We start from the raw sequence: 16546 nt of genomic DNA, 5'->3' as shown, positions 1-16546 counted from the left end.
GCTGCGACACGGACGGGCGGCGGGCGAGAAAGTCCGGGCATGAAAAAAGATGCTGACGGGGGTTGACAGCCCCCGTCAGCATCATCATAATTCGCCTTCTTTCGGCGAATTAGCTCAGTCGGTTAGAGCGACGGAATCATAATCCGCAGGTCCGGGGTTCGAATCCCTGATTCGCCACCAGCTTCAAAACAAAGGGTTAGCTTCGGCTAACCCTTTGTCATTTCCGCTCCCTCGATCAGCGCTTCCAGCGCGTCCCCCCGCACCGCCGGGCTGTACAAAAACCCCTGCGCCTCGACACATCCGTGATCGAGCAGGAACCGCCGATGCGTCTCCGTCTCGACGCCTTCCGCGATCACGTCGAACCGTAGCGCCCGCGCCATCGCGATAACGGCAAGCGTGATGGCCTCGGTCTCCGAATCCGCGCCGATCTCCTTGATGAACGCGCGATCGATCTTGATCCGGTCCACCGGGAAACGCTTCAGGTGGCTCAGGCTCGAATAGCCGGTCCCGAAGTCGTCGATCGCGATCCGCACGCCCATCTCCCGCAGTTGCGCGAGCACGCCCGCCGCGTGATCCGCGTTGCGCATCAGCGCGCCCTCGGTCACTTCGAGTTCCAGCATCTCCGGCGCCAGCCCCGATTCGGTCAGCGCATCCGCGACGACCGCCGGCAGATCACTGTGCTCGAACTGCAACGGCGACACGTTCACCGAAATCCGCACCGCGCTGCGCGGTCCGCAGTTCCACTCGGCGCCCTGCGCGCACGCCTTGCGCAGCACCCACTCGCCGATCCCGCGAATCAGGCCCGTATCCTCCGCGACCGGAATGAACACGGCCGGCGACACGTGGCCCAGCTCGGCGTCGTGCCACCGCAGCAGCGCCTCCGCGCCGACCACCCGGCCGGTGGACATGTCGTACTGCGGCTGGTACATCACGGTCAGCGCGCTGTCGCGCAGCGCAACGCGCAGCCGCGTGGACATCCGCAGGCGCGCGGCCGCCGACTCGCTCAGCTCCGGCCGGTAGAACTGATACTGGTTGCGCCCGCTTGCCTTGGCGAGATACATCGCGGCATCCGCGTTGCGGATCAGCGTGTCGGCGTCCGCGCCGTCGCCCGGATACGTGCTGACCCCGATGCTCGCCTCGATGAACAGTTCGTGCTCGCCGACGCGCGCTGGCGCGGCCATCACGGCCAGCAGGCCTTCGAGCAGGGGCGTGACGGGCGCGCCGCGCCTGCGTTCGAGCACGACGATGAACTCGTCGCCGCCGTAGCGCGCGATGGTGTCGGACGGCTCGATCACCACGCTCACACGGCCGGCGATCTGCGTGAGCAGCGCGTCCCCGACACGATGGCCGAGCGAGTCGTTCACTTCCTTGAAGTGGTCGAGGTCGAGGAACAGCACGTACACGTGATCGCCGGTCGACGCCGCGCGCTGGATCGCGGCGGCCAGCCGTTCGTCGAGCAGCGTGCGGTTCGGCAGGCCGGTCAGCGAGTCGTAGCGCGCCTGGTGCTTGAGCCGCGCCTGATACGCAACGACGTCCGTCACGTCGCTCATCACGCCGACATGGTGCGTGACGGTCCCGTTCGGATCGGGCACCGGCGCGACGAGCACGTGATTCCAGAACGTGGTGCCGTCGGTCCGGTCGCACTTCAGCGTCACGTTTGCGTCGATGCCCGACTTCAGCGCGTCGCGCACGCCGCTCCAGCTCTCCGCGTCTCCGTCGCCGAACAGCGAGCCGAAGTCGCGGCCGACCACCGCGGCAGACGTAAGCCCGGTCATCCGCTCGAACGCGCGGTTCACGTAGGTGATCGGGTGGCGCCCGTCGTCCGCCTCCGCGATGACGATGCCGTTGATGCTCGCATCGAGCGCGCGCGCCTGGAGCCGGAGCGCGAGTTCGGACTTGCGGCGCGACGTGATGTTGTCGTACGCGGTCAGCACGCCGACGCCGGTGCCGGACGGATCGACGAGCGGCAGCTTCGTCTCCGAGATCCACACGGTGCTGCCGTCCACCGCGATCGCCGCGCGCTCGACGTGCTCCTTCACGAGTGCGCCGGCCATCACCTCGACGTCCTCGGCGCGCACTGCGTCGGGGTCGTCGCCCCAGCGCAGATCGGCATCGGTGAGGCCGGCCAGTTCGCGCCGCGACGCAAGGCCCGCGTCGCGCGCATAGATCTCGTTGCCGCCGACGTAACGATGCGACGAATCCTTCCACGCGATGCCCTGCGGAATGTGGTCGAGCACGTGTTCGAGCATCTGCATCGAGCGGAACAGTTCGGCCTGCGCGGTCAGTTGTCCGGTGATGTCGAGCATCACGCACATCGTCGCGCGGCGTCCGTCGAAGTCGGTATGCAGGTGATGGACGATCATCGACAGCCGCGCACCCGACTTCGTCCGGTGGTCCCACACGCCGACCGCGCCGTCGTCGGACAGCGTGCGCGCCTCCAGCGCCGGGTCGAGCAGTTGCGGCCGCTCTTCGGAACGCAACACGCCGAGTCTCATCGTCAGCAGTTCCGCCTCGCCGTAGCCGAACGCCTTCACGGCCGACTCGTTGACCGCGACGATGCAGCCGGTCTCGTCGTCCACGATCCAGATCGGCAGCGGGTTTTGCAGGAACAGGCGCTGATATTTCGCGCGGTTGCTGTTCGCGGTGCGCAGCGCGACGCGCAGCGTCTTCATGATTCGCGCGTTGCGCGTGAGCAGCATCAACAGCATCACGGCGGCCGCGAGGCCCGAACCGAGCAGGAAATACGACACGCGTTTCGCGTCCAGCGACGCGCGGCTCACCGACGAATCGAGGTCGGCGTCCGCGCCGATGCGGATCTCGACGATCTTCCCCATGGTCTGGAAAAAACGCGCGTCGATCTCGCCGAGCGCCGGCGCGCTGACGGTCACGCTGCCCGGCTTCAGCATCGACCGCATCGCGAGGTCGTTGCTGAGGCGTCCGAGATGCCGGATCATGTCCTTCAGTTCTTCGAGCAGGCCGATGCAGCGTTCGTCGCTGCCGCACGCGTGCTGCGCGCTGGTCGTGTAGTCGATCAGCGCGGGCAGCGGAAAGATGTACGCGGCGCGCCGATAGAACGGGCGCGTGCCGATCACGGTATAAAGCTGCTCGTGTTCGTCGAGCAGCGCCTGCTGCAATTCGTCGAGATTGTGCTTGATCAGCGCGACCGAACGCTGCTGGCCGAGCGCATTGTTCTGCTCGCGCGTCTGCCACAGCGCGAGCGCGGTGTTGAGGCCGATCGCCGCGAGAATGCACAGCACCGCGATCGCCGTGACGATCTGCACGCGCGCGCTGCCGAACAGCGCAGACGCTTTCCTGCGGTCGGCCGGCGTCAGCTCGCTGCCCTCTCCGAGACCCGTTCCCCGCCTTCTGTTCATCGCTCCGTCCCGCCTCGATACGCTCTCGGGATATCGGAGATTGCCGCCCGAATCTTGAGCGACCGGACAGGAAAAAGCTCTCCCCGGCGCGCTTCCCGCCCCATGACCGATAGCGGGCCACAACAACGTTGCAGCTTTGTGAACATGCGGCGAAAGGCGGATATGGGCACGCGGGTTGCGCCGCCGGCGGAGCGCGACGTTCCGCTGATCCGCTGATCCGTTTGCCAGCCAGGCGCCACGCCGCTGTAAGCTGCGCGACCTATGCTGACTCGTGATGCCCGCGTCCGCGGGTGCCCTGGAGAACCGACATGAAAGCTCGACTGCTTCTGGTAATCGCGGCGCTAGCGCTGCTCGGCGCCGCGCCGGCCGCGTATTCGTGCGACGGCGGCACGTCGTATCAAGGCAGCGGCGCGGGCAAATAAGCCCGCGGCCGCATCATTGCTCGATCCGCTCGCGCGTCGTCGTCAGCAGTTTCGTCATCGCGCGTCGCGCGAGCGCCGCGTTGCCACGGCGGATGGCGTCGTACACCGCGGTATGCGCGGGCAGCGCCGCGTTGTACACGTCGGCGCGCTTCGCGTTCAGCCTTAGTTGCCCTTCGAGCGTCCGCTCGATCAGCGTGCCGAGCGGCACCAGCAGTTCGTTGTCGCACGCGGCGAGCACCGCCAGATGAAAGCGCAGGTCCGCGCGCACCCATTCGTCGACATTGCGCGCGGCCGCCATCGCGCCGTGCGCGTCGGCCAGCGTGGCAAGCGCCGCTTCGTCGCGCGCGCTCGCCGCGAGCCCGGCGGCGAACGGTTCGATCATCTCGCGCATCTCCTGCAGTTTCAGCGCGAATGCGACCGGCGGCGCGACCCGCGCATACCATTGCAGCACGTCCGCATCGAGCAGGTTCCACGCGTCGCGCGCGCGCACGCGCGTGCCGACCCGCGGCCGCGATTCGACGAGCCCCTTCGACGTCAATGTGCGCAGCGCCTCGCGCAGCACCGTGCGGCTGACGCCGAAGGCGCCCATCAACTCGGCCTCGCGCGGCAGCACCGACGCCGGCGCATAGTCGCCGCGCAGGATCGCGCTGCCGAGTTCGTAAGCGACGGTTCCGTGCAGATCTTGCTGAATGGCTGTTCTCCCGGTCGACACAGCAACGGCCCAGATAATGGGAACGACCGCCAAATAATACTATTAATCGTATTTTAAAAGGCGTTTTGCAGTAGCATGTGACTCCCGGGCCGCGCGGCCCCACGCACCCGTCATTCAGCAAGGAGACCCCGCCATGAAGATCACCCGCCTCGAAACCTTCGTCGTGCCGCCGCGCTGGCTGTTCCTGAAGATCGAGACGGACGAGGGCATCGTCGGCTGGGGCGAGCCGGTCGTCGAAGGCCGCGCGCACACGGTCGAGGCCGCGGTGCACGAACTGGCCGACTACCTGGTCGGCAAGGACCCGCTGCTGATCGAGGACCACTGGCAGGTGATGTATCGCGCGGGTTTCTATCGCGGCGGCCCGATCTCGATGAGCGCGATCGCCGGCGTCGATCAGGCGCTGTGGGACATCAAGGGCAAGCATCACGGCGTGCCGGTGCACGCGCTGCTCGGCGGCCAGGTGCGCGACCGCATCAAGGTGTATTCGTGGATCGGCGGCGACCGGCCGAACGACGTCGCGAACAACGCGCGCGACGTCGTCGGGCGCGGTTTCACCGCGGTGAAGATGAACGGCTCAGAGGAACTCCAGATCGTCGATACGTTCGACAAGGTCGAGCGCGTGATCGAGAACGTCGCGGCGGTGCGCGACGCGGTCGGCCCTCACGTCGGCATCGGCGTGGACTTCCACGGCCGCGTGCACAAGCCGATGGCGAAGGTGCTCGCGAAGGAACTCGATCCGTACAAACTGATGTTCATCGAAGAACCGGTGCTGTCCGAGAACGCGGAGGCGCTGCGCGACATCGTGAACCACACGAACACGCCGATCGCCCTCGGCGAGCGCCTGTACTCGCGCTGGGACTTCAAGCACATCCTCGCGGGCGGCTACGTGGACATCATCCAGCCGGATGCGTCGCACGCGGGCGGCATCACCGAATGCCGGAAGATCGCCGCGATGGCCGAGGCCTACGACGTCGCGCTCGCGCTGCACTGCCCGCTCGGGCCGATCGCGCTCGCGACCTGCCTGCAACTCGACGCGGTCAGCTACAACGCGTTCATCCAGGAACAGAGCCTCGGGATTCACTACAACCGCGGCAACGACCTGCTCGACTACCTCCGCAATCCGGAAGTGTTCAAATATGAAAACGGCTTCGTGTCGATCCCGCAGGGTCCGGGGCTCGGCATCGAGGTCAATGAGGAGAAGGTGCGCGAAATGGCGAAGACCGGCCACCGCTGGCGCAATCCGGTGTGGCGTCACGCGGACGGCAGCGTCGCCGAATGGTGAGCGCGGCGCGCTGAACGGCGCGCGGCGCTCGAAGCCGCGCGCGAACGACGTTTCATCGATGTAACGTTCGAGCGGCATTTTCGCGGCGACGAACGATGCGCGCGGCGCACGGCTTCGCTACGCGCGCCGCGCGTCCCCCCCGGCGACCCGCACTGCACGGCGCGCGCCGCGCGTCATGCGGTCTCGCGCACATTCGCGACCGTGTATGGGTCCATTGCTTGCTGAAGGTTGTTCCACCGCCCTTCATCGCAGGCACGGACTCCCATGTATGCGCCGCTTCCCGACTATCTGATCCGCGAGCAGGCAACCGTCGGCGCACTCGTCACGTTCGGCGTGCTGCGCGTGATCGGCGCGGCGGTCGCGCGCGCGTACGGCTGGCGCATCGTGACCGTCGAGCGCCTGTTCGTCGCGGCGGCGGCGCTGTACTGCATGCCGTCGCTCGCCGACGCAATCGCGCAAGGCTGGGCCGCCAACGCGCTCGCGCAATTCGAAGGCAACGTGCTCGGCAGCGCGGTCGCGCTTTTTTTCGCGCCAATCCTCAGCCACCGTCTCGGCTACGAATGACGGGCACGCGCGCAACAAAGCATCAGCCGATCATCACGTAACCCGGCACGCTATGCGCGAGCGCGGCCGCGACGACCAGCACGCCGATCATCAGCAGCCCTTCCAGATACAGCAAGTTCGCGAAGTCGCGCGCGTCGGCGGTGGACGCGGTGCGCTTCAGCCGCGGCAGCGTCGAAATGCGGTTCAGCCCGCCGAGCACCACCGCGAACAGCACCAGCACGAGCTTCAGCAACAGCACGTGTCCCCAAGCGCTGTGCGCAAGCGCGGCCAGCGAGCCGCCGGTGCCGCGCACCCCGTTGAACAGGCCGGTCGCCAGCACGAAGCCGACCGCGAACAGCGCGAGCGACGACACCTGTCCAGCGGTGCGGATCAGCACGCCGCGCGCGGCCGACGTGCCGAGCGCCGGCATCACCGACAGCCCGCCCGCGATCACGATGCCGCTCCACACGCTCGCGGACAACACGTGCAGCGTATGCAGCCCGAGCGCCGCCGACACGAGCCCGGCATCGGCCGCATGACCGAGCGCCGCGTGGCCCGCCGACACGACGACGATCGCGAGCCACGACACGCCGTCGCGCAGCGGACCGCCATCGACGAACGCCGCGATCAGCAGCACGACGGAACCGGTGAACGCGACGATCCACGCGGCGCCGACGTGGGTCTGCGCGAGCACGGTCGGCACGACGCCGAACGCGGCCGGCAACGCGCTGCCGCTGATCGCGGCGCTTTCATAGAGCAGCCACATCGCGAGTGCGACCACGAGCACGAACGCGGCCGCGCGCAGCGACCGTTGTGCGCGCAGCCACGCGGCGCGCGCCGGCGCCGCCTGATTGCGCGCGTCCGCCCGCAGCCACGCGGCGAAGAACGTCGAGCCCACCGCGAACGCGAACGACACGTTGACGAGCGCGGCCATCGTGACCTGCCCGAGCCACAGCCAGTCGGTCTTCATCGGATCACCGCGCGACGGATTTCATCGGATGCATCGGGTACGAAACGGAGCGCCGCGAAGGCATGCGGCATGAAGCAGGAAAATACAATTGGAGTCATCGAGAATCAGTGGCAAGGAAACAACAAGAGACGCGCCGCCGGGCATGTCGCCTGCGGTGGAACGCGGGGTGCAGGGTTCGATAGCCGATGCGCATATCGGTTCAACGTCGATTCGAGACCGGCTCGATGCACGCCCCCAGCAGCGCGCCGAAGCGGCCTTGCGCGACAGGCCGCGCAGCTACGCGCCGCGGTTCGTCGAACAAGTGCAGAATCGCCGGTTCGGCATCGAGCCTGGTCGTCCCGGACGGGCTCGAACCGGCGAGCATCGTGCCTGATGTGGCAAATAGTCACCATATCGCTTCCGATGCTAGAATCGTTTCGCGTCGCCCGCAGCGCGCACGGCCTTCAGATTTTCATCGCGCGCCGCCTCGAATCCGAACCGGTCGAAGTTCGGTCAGGTCCACGATAAAAGATGGAGTTACGCGTGTCCCCAAGACGTATCTTCCGCCCGCTTTTCCGTGTGCTTGCCGCTCCGTCGGGGGCGCTCCTGCTGATGATCGGCTCGGCTTGCGTCATGAGCGCCGCGCACGCGCAGACCCCGCAGCCGAAGGCGCCCGACACGATGGAGGCGCGCGTGCAGGGCTGCACCGCCTGTCACGGCACGCATGGCCAGGGAACCGACAACGACTACTTCCCGCGCCTCGCCGGCAAACCCGCCGGTTATCTGTTCAACCAGTTGCTGAACTTCCGCGAGGGTCGCCGCAAGTACCCTCCGATGAACTACCTCGTCACGTATCTCTCGGACGACTACCTGAAGCAGATCGCGACGTTCTTCTCGCAGCAGCGCCCGCCGTATCCGACGCCCGCGAAACCGAACGTCTCCGACACCGTGCTCGCGCGCGGCCGGGACATCGTGCTGCACGGCGATGCGGGCAAGCAGGTGCCCGCGTGCGTCGCGTGCCACGGCAGTTCGCTGACCGGGATGGAACCCGCGATTCCGGGCCTCGTCGGCCTGCATCCGGATTACATCAGCGCGCAGCTCGGCGCATGGCGTTCGGGCTCGCGCCGCGCGATCGAGCCCGACTGCATGCACACGATCGCCACGCGCCTGTCCGACGAGGACGTGAGCGCGGTCGCGGCCTGGCTGTCGACGCAGCCCGCGCCGCAGAACCCCGTGCCGGCACCGGCGCGCTCGTTGAAGACGCCGCTCGCGTGCGGCAGCGAACCGCAATAAGGCGCCGGGAGAGACATCGAATGAACCGCAAGCCCCTGTTCGCACTTTCCGCGGCCGTCGTCGCGACGGCCATCGCGCTCGCGCCGGTGCTGTGGACCGGCACGGACCCCCTGCACAACGGCGCGGCGGTCGCGGCGACGCCGTCCGACCAGGCGGAGCTGATCAAGCACGGCGAGTATCTCGCGCGCGCCGGCGACTGCGTCGCGTGCCATACGGTGCGCGGCGGCAAGCCGTTCGCGGGCGGCCTGCCGATGGCGACGCCGTTCGGCACGATGTACACGCCGAACATCACGCCGGACGACCAGTACGGGATCGGCACGTGGAGCGCCGACGACTTCTACCGCGCGATGCACACCGGCCGCTCGAAGGACGGCAGCCTCCTGTATCCGGGCTTCCCGTTCGCGAGCTACACGCGGGTGTCGCGCGCGGACGCGGACGCGATCTTCGCGTACCTGCGCTCGATGCCGCCGGTGAACGTGCCGAGCCGGCCGCACGAACTGAAGTTCCCGTTCAACAACCGCAACCTGCTGATCGGCTGGCGCACGCTGTTCTTCCGCGAGGGCGAGTTCAAGCCGGACCCGACGAAATCGGTCGAATGGAATCGCGGCGCGTATCTGGTCGAAGGGCTCGGCCACTGCTCGATGTGCCACACGTCGATCAACATCGCGGGCGGCCCGGTCAGCTCGGCGGCGTTCGCGGGCGGGCTGATCCCGTTGCAGAACTGGTATGCGCCGTCGCTGACGTCGGCCGAAAGCGGCCTCGGCGACTGGGACATCCAGGACATCGCGGACCTGCTGAAGACCGGCGTGTCGCAACGCGGCGCGGTGTTCGGCCCGATGGCCGACGTCGTGCACAACAGCCTGCAATACCTGTCCGACGAGGACATCCGCGCGATGGCGACGTACCTGAAGACGATCCCGCAGCGAAGCGAGCCGCCGGAAACGATGCAGATGGAGACGTCCGAAGCGTTCGGCGGCGAACTGTTGCAGCAGGGGCAGAAGATCTACCACGACCAGTGCGCGAAGTGCCATGCGGAAAACGGTCTCGGCATGCCGCCGAACTTCCCGCCGCTCGCGAACAACCAGTCGATCCAGATGCATTCCGCGGTGAACCCGATCCGCATGGTGCTGAACGGCGGTTATCCGCCGAGCACCACCGGCAACCCGAAACCTTACGGAATGCCGCCGTTCGCGCAGTCGCTGTCGAACCAGGAAGTGGCGGCGGTGGTCACGTACATCCGGATGTCGTGGGGCAACAAGGGCACGCCGGTTTCGCCGCAGCAGGTCGCGGATCTGCGTTCGGCTCCGCTCGACTGACCGGCGCGGGTCGGCGGCGCCTGTTATAGTTACGGCATCAGCCTCGGGGGCGCAGCCGGCGACACAACGCCGGCCGCGCCCTTCGCCGTTTTGCCGCCGTTTTGCGATACCTCGCGCGGCGGGCCGCGAATCCCGGGCCACGCGAGACTGCAGGAACGCGCGCCGCGCGGGCGCGCGCAAGAGGGGAAAAGGAGTTCGCATGCACGCTGGGGAGCGTCTGAACAGCATTACTCACCTGGTCGGCGCGATGTTGTCGTTAGCCGCACTGGTGTCGCTGGTGACACTGGGCGCACTGGATCACGATGCATACAAGGTCGTGAGTTTCGCGGTGTACGGCGCGATGCTGTGCGCGCTGTACACGATCTCGACGCTGTATCACGGCGTGCGCGGCCCGCGCCTGAAAGCGTTCCTGCAGAAATGCGATCACTCCGCGATCTATCTGCTGATCGCGGGCAGCTATACTCCGTTCACGCTGGTGACGCTGCGCGGCCCCTGGGGCTGGTCGCTGTTCGGCGTGAGCTGGGGCCTCGCGGCGCTCGGCATCACGCAGGAGCTGACGCTCGGCAGGCGCACGCGGATGCTGTCGATGGTGCTGTACGTCGTGATGGGCTGGCTCGCGCTCGTCGCGGTCGGCCCGCTCATCGACGCGCTGCCCGCCGCCGGCGCCGCGTGGCTGCTGGCGGGCGGCGTCATCTACAGCGCAGGGATTTATTTTTTCGTCAACGACGAGCGCATCCGGCACGGACATGGTATCTGGCACCTGTTCGTACTCGCGGGAAGCGCCTGTCAATTCGTCAGCATCGCGGGCTACGTCGCGTGATGCGTCAATGCGAAGCCATCGCGCCGCCGCCGCAGTGTCCGCGGCAGCGCGATGCAACTTAACGCCAGCCGGCGGGTCTTGATAGACCGCCGACCTTCGGCACGCGCACTGGCGTGCCGCCCGTTTCGCGACCGGCCGGACCATCGGGTCCGCAGGCGCGCGTCGTCATCGACGCGCGCGCGGCCGTTCGCGCCACCGCATCAAGCATTACAACGAGTATTTATGTCTTTCGATTCTCTCGGCTTGTCCGAACCGCTGCTCCGTGCCGTCAACGAACTAGGCTATACGTCCCCCACCCCGATCCAGAAGCAGGCGATTCCGGCCGTGCTGGAAGGCGGCGATCTGCTCGCCGGCGCGCAGACCGGCACCGGCAAGACGGCCGGCTTCACGCTGCCGATCCTGCAACGCCTGTCGACGATGCCCGCCGCCGCAAGCGGCCGGCGCGTCGTGCGGGCGCTGGTCCTCACGCCGACGCGCGAACTCGCCGCGCAGGTCGAGGAAAGCGTGCGCGCGTACGGCAAGTACCTGAAGCTGAAGTCCACCGTGATGTTCGGCGGCGTCGGCATCAACCCGCAGATCGACGCGCTCAAGCGCGGCGTCGACATCGTCGTCGCGACGCCGGGCCGCCTGCTCGATCACATGCAGCAAAAGACGATCGACCTGTCGCAACTGGAGATCCTCGTGCTCGACGAGGCCGACCGGATGCTCGACATGGGCTTCATCCACGACATCAAGCGCGTGCTCGCGAAGCTGCCGCCGAAGCGGCAGAACCTGCTGTTCTCGGCGACCTTCTCCGACGAGATCAAGGCGCTCGCGGACAATCTGCTCGATTCGCCCGCGCTGATCGAGGTCGCGCGCCGCAACACGACCGCCGAGACGGTCGCGCAGAAGATCCATCCGGTCGACCGCGATCGCAAGCGCGAGATGCTCACGCATCTGATCCGCCAGCACAACTGGTTTCAGGTGCTCGTATTCACGCGCACGAAGCACGGCGCGAACCGCCTCGCGGAGCAGTTGACGAAGGACGGCATCAGCGCGCTCGCGATCCACGGCAACAAGAGCCAGTCGGCGCGCACGCGCGCGCTCGCCGAGTTCAAGGACGGCACGCTGCAGGTGCTGGTCGCGACCGACATCGCCGCGCGCGGCATCGACATCGACCAGTTGCCGCACGTCGTCAACTTCGACCTGCCGAACGTGCCGGAAGACTACGTGCACCGGATCGGCCGCACCGGGCGCGCGGGCGCGACCGGCGAGGCGGTGTCGCTCGTCTGCGTGGACGAGCATCAGATGCTGAAGGACATCGAGAAGCTGATCAAGCGGTCGGTGCCGCAGGAAGTGATCGCCGGCTTCGAGCCGGACCCGAACGCGAAGCCGGAACCGATCCTGCGGCGCGGTCAGGGCGGAGGCGGCGGCGGTCGCGCGCCGCGCGAAGGTCAGGGGCAAGGTCAACGGCAAGGGCAAGGGCAAGGCGCGAAGCCTGCCGCGCAAGGTCGTTCGGGCGGCGGCAACGGTGCGCCGCGCGCGGCGTCGGGTGCGGCGAAACCCGCCGCTGCGGGTGCGGGCGCGCGTCCGGGCAACAAGCCGCAAGGCGCGAAGTCCAATCACGGTGCGGCCCCTTCGCGCGGCGAACCGCCAACGCGCCGCGACACCACGCGCGATCACGACCGTCCGCGCAACGCGTCGCACGACAGCGCGCAGGGTCGCGGACAGCGCAAGCCGCAGTCGAATCCGGGCGCACTGCTCGGCAGCCGTCCGGGCAACGCGTCGCGCCGCAACGGCGACGGTCCGCGCGAACACTGATCCCGCCGCATCGCGACCCGGCATCGCGATGTCGGGATGCCGGGCGAGACGGTTCGTCGAAGGACCGTCTCGCCGGTAACGGGCTTTCCCGGGCTTTCCGCTTTCCGCCGGTCCGCGTCTATCGAAACCGGCAGCGGGGGCCTCGTTCATACGCGACGGACCGTCCGTATCAGCCCAGCCCCTTCAGCATCTCCATCTGCGCTTCCCAGCGCGTCAACACCGCGTCCCGCACGTCGTCGCCCAGCGAAAAGCCGATCCCTTGATCGAGCTGCGCATAACTGACGCGCTGCACTTCGCCAGCCGCGATCGTCCCGTCGAAACACGCGAGCCCCGCCTGCTTCGCCGCCTCCGACGGCAACGGCTCGACTTCCAGCTGCACCTGATAAAACGCCGCGTCGAACACGAACGTCAGCGCCGCGCGCGCGTGAGTCGCGAGCGCGCCGGCCCCGCGCGACTGCGCCCATAACGCGAAGCGCAGCGTGCGCGGACTCGCCGCGTACAGTTCGCCGACGCCGAGCAGCGACGTGCCGATCCGGCCGTCGGCGTTGCAGGTGACCAGCGACGCGGTGAAGCCGGTCTTGTCCGCCAGCGCGCTCCCGTCGAACCACGCGAGCAGCGGCGCGGGCCATCTGTCGAACTGCGCGAGGCCGGCCGCGCGGCCGCTCGCGCGCATCTTCGTGTCGTCGTTCATCGTCGTGGTCCTTCGTATCAGGTGTGGGGCTGCGGATGACGGCCTGCGCATTCCGCTTCAAAAGAAAAGGCCCGCTGCGACGCGGGCCTGCTCGTTCGCCGGGGCGCGCACCGCGCGCGCCGCCGGTCGATCAGCGGAAGAACACGTGCTGCGTCAGCTTCGCAAGCGGGTAATGGACGCCCGGCTGGATTTTCGCCGGCAGGTCGAGCGGCTTCAACAGCATTTTCACGCACATGTCGGCGGACAGATTGTGCCGCACGAGCCGGTTCACGCGCGCGGTGAGTTCGCGCGTATAGGCGGCGTCGTTCGCGCGGTCCGGGTAGCGGATCGCGAACACATGGCGCAGCGCGATCTCCGAGTCCTCGTTCTTGATCTCGATCACGCGGCGCAACAGCGCGCCGAGCACCGCGAAACGTCCATGGCCGTCGACCTGGTTGTACTTCTTGAAGTAGCGGAAGAAGTGCTTGTAGTGACGGACTTCGTCGATGCGGATGTTGTCGGTGATCTGCTTCAGCACCGGCTCGTCCGAGCATTCGCTGATGGCGCGATAGAGCGTCGCGGTGCCGGTCTCGACCACGCAGCGCGCGACCATTTCGAGCGCGCGGGTCTTCTCGAACTCCTCGAACGAGCAGGTCTTCGAATACTCGTCGAAGAAGTTGCGGAACGCGGTGTCCCAGTCGAACTCGGGCCACACGTGCTGGATGTACGTCTTCAGCGCGCGGCCGTGCTGAAGCTCTTCGTGCTCCCACTCGTTGTTGAGCCATTCGGCGACCTCGGGGTCGTCGTTGAAGAACACGCTCAGGTTGCTCGTATAAAGATCGGAGCCGCTCTCGATGAACGATGCCGCACACAGCAGCAGCAGCAGGTCCTCGTTGGCGGCCGCGCGCTGACGGTCGATGCGGGTGAGATCGATGTCCTCTATGCGCCAGGGCATCACATGGCGACGCTCGTTGTCGTTGGGCATTATGTCGTGCTCCAAAGGCGGTATCGACTCGCGGCATGGGCGGTTGCGTTGCCGCGCGGAGAAAGTACCAGGCTTCGTTACTGCATCTTAGCTGTTGTACCGCCGACCTGCAGCGGATAGAGCACAGACCGCTCCCGGTGCCCCCGGTTCCGGAAAAAAGCGCCTCACAGGCGTCGAGGCTTTGCTCTAACGGCTACGCTTTCGGACGTTTGACGAATCGCTTGCAGCAGGCATCGCAGTACTGACGGTTTTTTCTGACGTATGGGCTGCGGCGATTCGGTCGGGGACGGCTACGGCGGCGGGCCTTTACGTCAAGTCTAGATCCGACTGTATATCGGTCTGCGGATATGTCGTGCGACCGGATATTGCGGTTCGTTACAACGCGATGGGGTTGGGCGCGCCTGGTGCGGCGTCGATTGGGATGGAGGGAACGCGATGATGTCGAGGCTCGTGAAAGCCTGCGCGATGTCAATGCAGGCTTAACTCGCCGCATTGAGGTCCGATGATTCGTTGCGTCCATACGACCCATGCGACAGGTGAAAACGCGGGCCTTGTCCCGGCGACGCTCATACACGGGACTTCGGCCGCCGCGCACCGAGATCGAACCGGCAGAGAAATCCGAGCGCGGCCAACTGGACGGTTGCCCTGCGTTCAGCACCACGGTGAGCTTGAACATCCGCCGCCTTTGCGGCAGATCAGAAGCGTGACTGAGCCGGTTACGGATAACGCCGTTGCCCTGCGGACCGCGAAGAGTGAGATGCGCGGCGCGGCGCCTTTCCGCTTCACCCCGCGGTAGTTGCGAGGCCCGGGGCAAAGGTTATGTCTGATGACACCGGCAGCAGAGGCCAACCGGCCGATCCGGCGCAAGAAGCCGGAAATGCACCGCGCGCCAGGTTTCCAAAAACGAGCCGAAACGGGAAGCGCCCCCGATCCAGGCGGCATAGGCCGATGGCCTCCGCCGCGCCCGGCTCCGCAGAAACCCGACCCGCCGCCCGCCCCGACCCTGCTGCCCGCCAGGTGCGCTCCCCGTTGCCGCGTCGCGGCACGAACTTCAAGTGAATTCGCGGATTTCCGTGCCGTCCCGAACCGCTTTTTAGCCAGACGAATGTCAACCCGAAAATTTTCGGGGCGAGTTTGTACAACTGTGTGCGGTTGACTACACTCCAGTTCCCGCTGCCGATCACGCCCGGAGCCCCCAGCGCTCCCGGGACACCGTCGGGAGCGCCGGCGCCCGACCGATCCGCGCGGCGCCGCAGGCTTTCGCTCACGCCCACCGCATCCTGTCGCCGCTCGCCCGCCGCCGTTCTCCGGCCGCGGCAAGGCGACCTCTGATGCGGCAACATGGAGAGAACGATGCTGAGTCCGCATGAATTCGCCACACTGCTGCTCGTGAAGGACGCGCCCAACCAGCTCGACATGGAACGCGAAGAACTGGATGCGCTGCTCGAACGGCAGCTCGTCGAACTGGAACGGCTGGCCTCCGGCTTCGAACAATGGCGACTCACCGAGTCCGGCGACTCCGCGCTGCGGGCGATCAAACGCTTTTCGTAGCTTTTCGTGGCTTCCCGTCATCTTTTGCCGCCTGCCGCGTCGCGGCACGTCCGGCAGGCAGCGGCCGATACTTCAGGCCGGCGCGCGCACGCAGCCGTCAGGACCACTCTCACGCGCGACGCCGATACGATCCCCGATGCAGGCGCACGGCTGTAGACGAACACGCCTGCAGTGCATGGTCACGCGGACCCGCGCGCTTCATGCCCGCGTGACCTCTTTTTTGCCATCGTGCGCCTCGTGGCGAGCCAGCCGCCGCCGTATCGTCCGGGATAACCGCAAGCCGACGCACGTTGTCATCCAACGCGTGTCCGGCATCAGTGCGCCGGCCACCCACGTCAGCGCGCCGCAACCGCGCCCGTCAACCCGCGCGCAACGTCGGGTCGGCGGCCGCGCGCCAGCTTATCGCGGTCGCGCGCTGGTCGTTCAGGAACGTGATCCACTGGCTGCGCGCCTGCGGGTCGCCGCTCGTGCCGAGCTTCGCGTACTGCTGCGCCAGCCCGGCCTCGAAGCCGCAGAACTGCTCGTGCGAGAGCCGGCCGCGCCGGTTCGCGACATACGCGTCGAACAGCGCCGAATAGACCGCGCCCGCATACGGGCCGAAATCGACCGCCTGCGCGCCGCACACCTGCTGCAGCGCGACGAGCGACGGCGCGCGCCAGCCGCCCTCGACACCGGGCGTGCCCGCGCACGCCGCGACGAGCGCCGCGGCCCCGATCATTGCGATTCCTCGCATGGTTCTCCTCTTCGACGGTAGTTGCCTGACGTGAGTATCGTCGGAGTGCGCGACGCGCGCCAGCATCCTGGCCATCCGGCCAGGGCGAAACCGCCC

The 16546-nt window shown here is 67.3% G+C and carries 14 protein-coding genes and 1 tRNA gene; 9 read left to right on the top strand and 6 right to left on the bottom strand.

The window, feature by feature from the left end; translation table 11 throughout:
* The first annotated feature begins 103 nt into the window (after positions 1 to 103).
* Positions 104 to 180: transfer RNA gene (locus tag BLV92_RS04145), tRNA-Met, on the top strand.
* Between the two features lie 26 nt (positions 181 to 206).
* On the opposite strand, the gene BLV92_RS04140 is transcribed toward BLV92_RS04145, so the two are convergent.
* Together BLV92_RS04140 and BLV92_RS04135 are read right to left on the bottom strand one after the other, a co-directional pair.
* Entirely contained in the window at positions 207 to 3374 is a 3168-nt protein-coding gene (locus BLV92_RS04140; protein ID WP_090542501.1) for a sensor domain-containing protein, read from the bottom strand.
* 435 nt (positions 3375 to 3809) lie between these two features.
* Complete coding sequence (locus BLV92_RS04135) at positions 3810 to 4508, bottom strand: FadR/GntR family transcriptional regulator (RefSeq protein ID WP_309147451.1); 699 nt, start codon at positions 4506 to 4508, stop codon at positions 3810 to 3812.
* Positions 4509 to 4641: 133 nt separating this feature from the next.
* Between BLV92_RS04135 and dgoD the strand changes: the two genes are divergently transcribed.
* Positions 4642 to 5790, top strand: a complete 1149-nt coding sequence (gene dgoD / locus BLV92_RS04130; RefSeq protein WP_090542499.1) for a galactonate dehydratase — start codon at positions 4642 to 4644, stop codon at positions 5788 to 5790.
* Between the two features lie 264 nt (positions 5791 to 6054).
* Positions 6055 to 6354: a hypothetical protein gene (locus BLV92_RS04125; RefSeq protein ID WP_090542497.1), complete on the top strand. Its 300-nt coding sequence runs from the start codon at positions 6055 to 6057 to the stop codon at positions 6352 to 6354.
* A gap of 22 nt (positions 6355 to 6376) precedes the next feature.
* Here the strand turns inward: BLV92_RS04125 and BLV92_RS04120 are convergent, their stop codons facing one another.
* A complete protein-coding gene (locus tag BLV92_RS04120) occupies positions 6377 to 7303 on the bottom strand; it encodes a CopD family protein (protein WP_090542496.1) in 927 nt (308 codons plus the stop codon).
* Between the two features lie 88 nt (positions 7304 to 7391).
* Between BLV92_RS04120 and BLV92_RS31375 the strand changes: the two genes are divergently transcribed.
* From BLV92_RS31375 to BLV92_RS04100, 5 genes are all read left to right on the top strand, one after another.
* Positions 7392 to 7676 carry a hypothetical protein gene (locus BLV92_RS31375; protein WP_143040643.1) on the top strand — a complete coding sequence of 95 codons (285 nt, stop codon included), beginning with the start codon at positions 7392 to 7394 and terminating at the stop codon, positions 7674 to 7676.
* Between the two features lie 137 nt (positions 7677 to 7813).
* On the top strand, positions 7814 to 8575 hold the full coding sequence (locus tag BLV92_RS04115; RefSeq protein WP_090542494.1) for a c-type cytochrome: 762 nt from the start codon (positions 7814 to 7816) through the stop codon (positions 8573 to 8575).
* Between the two features lie 20 nt (positions 8576 to 8595).
* Positions 8596 to 9891, top strand: coding sequence for a cytochrome c (locus tag BLV92_RS04110; RefSeq protein WP_090542492.1), 1296 nt, complete (start codon positions 8596 to 8598; stop codon positions 9889 to 9891).
* A gap of 199 nt (positions 9892 to 10090) precedes the next feature.
* Positions 10091 to 10711 (top strand): PAQR family membrane homeostasis protein TrhA, encoded by a 621-nt coding sequence (trhA, locus tag BLV92_RS04105; protein WP_090542490.1) that lies wholly within the window; start codon positions 10091 to 10093, stop codon positions 10709 to 10711.
* Between the two features lie 222 nt (positions 10712 to 10933).
* Entirely contained in the window at positions 10934 to 12511 is a 1578-nt protein-coding gene (locus tag BLV92_RS04100) for a DEAD/DEAH box helicase (protein WP_090542488.1), read from the top strand.
* 169 nt (positions 12512 to 12680) lie between these two features.
* Here the strand turns inward: BLV92_RS04100 and BLV92_RS04095 are convergent, their stop codons facing one another.
* Together BLV92_RS04095 and BLV92_RS04090 are read right to left on the bottom strand one after the other, a co-directional pair.
* On the bottom strand, positions 12681 to 13202 hold the full coding sequence (locus tag BLV92_RS04095) for a hypothetical protein (protein WP_177197945.1): 522 nt from the start codon (positions 13200 to 13202) through the stop codon (positions 12681 to 12683).
* Positions 13203 to 13332: 130 nt separating this feature from the next.
* Entirely contained in the window at positions 13333 to 14166 is an 834-nt protein-coding gene (locus BLV92_RS04090; protein ID WP_090542486.1) for a ferritin-like domain-containing protein, read from the bottom strand.
* 1353 nt (positions 14167 to 15519) lie between these two features.
* Here BLV92_RS04090 and BLV92_RS04085 point away from each other — a divergent pair.
* Complete coding sequence (locus BLV92_RS04085) at positions 15520 to 15717, top strand: hypothetical protein (RefSeq protein WP_166676668.1); 198 nt, start codon at positions 15520 to 15522, stop codon at positions 15715 to 15717.
* A gap of 358 nt (positions 15718 to 16075) precedes the next feature.
* Here BLV92_RS04085 and BLV92_RS04080 read toward each other — a convergent pair whose 3' ends face one another.
* Complete coding sequence (locus tag BLV92_RS04080) at positions 16076 to 16435, bottom strand: hypothetical protein (RefSeq protein WP_090542482.1); 360 nt, start codon at positions 16433 to 16435, stop codon at positions 16076 to 16078.
* Positions 16436 to 16546 lie beyond the last annotated feature (111 nt).

The sequence above is a fragment of the Paraburkholderia caballeronis genome (genome assembly GCF_900104845.1).
GTDB classification, from domain to species: Bacteria; Pseudomonadota; Gammaproteobacteria; order Burkholderiales; family Burkholderiaceae; genus Paraburkholderia; species Paraburkholderia caballeronis.
Note: the sequence above shows the minus strand (reverse complement) of the source record. Positions and strands in the feature narration are given on the sequence as shown.

Excerpts from the sequence above, each read along its gene's own strand:
- BLV92_RS04100 (WP_090542488.1), top strand. The coding sequence starts at position 10,934 with ATGTCTTTCGATTCTCTCGGCTTGTCCGAACCGCTGCTCCGTGCCGTC.
- BLV92_RS04140 (WP_090542501.1), bottom strand. The coding sequence starts at position 3,374 with ATGAACAGAAGGCGGGGAACGGGTCTCGGAGAGGGCAGCGAGCTGACG.
- trhA (WP_090542490.1), top strand. The coding sequence starts at position 10,091 with ATGCACGCTGGGGAGCGTCTGAACAGCATTACTCACCTGGTCGGCGCG.
- BLV92_RS04120 (WP_090542496.1), bottom strand. The coding sequence starts at position 7,303 with ATGAAGACCGACTGGCTGTGGCTCGGGCAGGTCACGATGGCCGCGCTC.
- BLV92_RS04080 (WP_090542482.1), bottom strand. The coding sequence starts at position 16,435 with ATGATCGGGGCCGCGGCGCTCGTCGCGGCGTGCGCGGGCACGCCCGGT.
- BLV92_RS04115 (WP_090542494.1), top strand. The coding sequence starts at position 7,814 with ATGGAGTTACGCGTGTCCCCAAGACGTATCTTCCGCCCGCTTTTCCGT.
- BLV92_RS04095 (WP_177197945.1), bottom strand. The coding sequence starts at position 13,202 with ATGAACGACGACACGAAGATGCGCGCGAGCGGCCGCGCGGCCGGCCTC.
- BLV92_RS04125 (WP_090542497.1), top strand. The coding sequence starts at position 6,055 with ATGTATGCGCCGCTTCCCGACTATCTGATCCGCGAGCAGGCAACCGTC.
- BLV92_RS04085 (WP_166676668.1), top strand. The coding sequence starts at position 15,520 with ATGCTGAGTCCGCATGAATTCGCCACACTGCTGCTCGTGAAGGACGCG.
- BLV92_RS04090 (WP_090542486.1), bottom strand. The coding sequence starts at position 14,166 with ATGCCCAACGACAACGAGCGTCGCCATGTGATGCCCTGGCGCATAGAG.
- BLV92_RS04110 (WP_090542492.1), top strand. The coding sequence starts at position 8,596 with ATGAACCGCAAGCCCCTGTTCGCACTTTCCGCGGCCGTCGTCGCGACG.
- dgoD (WP_090542499.1), top strand. The coding sequence starts at position 4,642 with ATGAAGATCACCCGCCTCGAAACCTTCGTCGTGCCGCCGCGCTGGCTG.